Below are 1,018 nucleotides of genomic sequence, written 5' to 3' on the forward strand. Positions count from 1 at the left end.
GATCGCGCTCACGCACATCGCCACACCCATGAACAGCGCGAACACCGTCGCGTCGGTGCCGTCGGGGACGATCATCCGGGGCAGCAGGAACCCGGTGGCGATGCCGAGCCCGAGCGGGATGACCAGGCCGCCCACGCTGATCCCGGCCGCGGTGGCCGCCCGCCGGCGCACCAGGTTCAGGTCCATGTGGATGCCGGTCAGCCCGACCAGCAGCAGCACGCCGACCTGCCCGACGGCGTCCAGCAGGTGGAACTGGCCGGGGTCGGCGGGGAAGAGCCAGCGCTGGAGGTCCGGCGCGACGTGCGCCAGGATCGACGGCCCGAGCACGACCCCGGCGAACAGCTCGCCCACCACGGCGGGCAGCCGGAACCGGGCCGCCAGCGCCCCGAGCCCCAGGGCCAGGCCGAGCAGCACTCCGATCTGCAACAGGAACACGAGCATGCCGTGCGCGCCGATGGGGGCGATGGGCGTCTGCATGAATACCCCTGGAGGTCGATCCTGGTTTCCGAACCCGGATATTCAGCAAAGAACGCCTGGCGCGGACGCCGCAACGGACCCGTTCACATGCGGCAATCTCCGAGAAGGCAGCCCATGAAGATCCGCAATCACGGAGAAACCGGCGGAGCTCAGCCGGTGGCGCGCGGGCCGAGCAGCACCGGCAGGGCGCGCACGCCGTTGTCCAGCAGCGAGGTGAGCCGGGGCAGGTCGTCCAGCGGCCCGGCGGCCCGGATGCCGGGGAACGTCGCGAACAGGGCCGGCAGCGCCACCTCGGCCTGCAGCCGGGCCAGCGGCGCGCCCAGGCAGAAGTGCGGCCCGTGCCCGAACGCCAGATGCGGCACGGCCGGCCTGGTCACGTCGAAGTCGGCGGCGTTCTCGCCGAACCGCTCGGGGTCGCGCCCGGCGGCGGAGAAGCAGGCCAGCACCGCCTCGCCGGCCCGCAGCCGGACGCCCTCGATCTCCAGGTCCTCCATGGCGTAGCGCATCGGGAAGTAGGCGTTGGGCGACTCCCAGCGCAGCG

2 protein-coding genes are annotated in these 1,018 nt (G+C 72.7%); both read right to left on the reverse strand.

Going from position 1 to position 1,018, the window contains the following annotated elements; genetic code table 11:
• The coding region (locus ACWCSD_RS53115) for a cation:proton antiporter domain-containing protein (RefSeq protein WP_449927693.1) at positions 1–477 on the reverse strand (477 nt) is incomplete at its 3' end.
• A gap of 149 nt (positions 478–626) precedes the next feature.
• Positions 627–1,018 (reverse strand): cytochrome P450 (locus ACWCSD_RS53120; protein WP_449927695.1); only part of this gene is annotated, 392 nt, incomplete at its 5' end.

The organism is Nonomuraea sp. NPDC001684 (assembly GCF_053596515.1).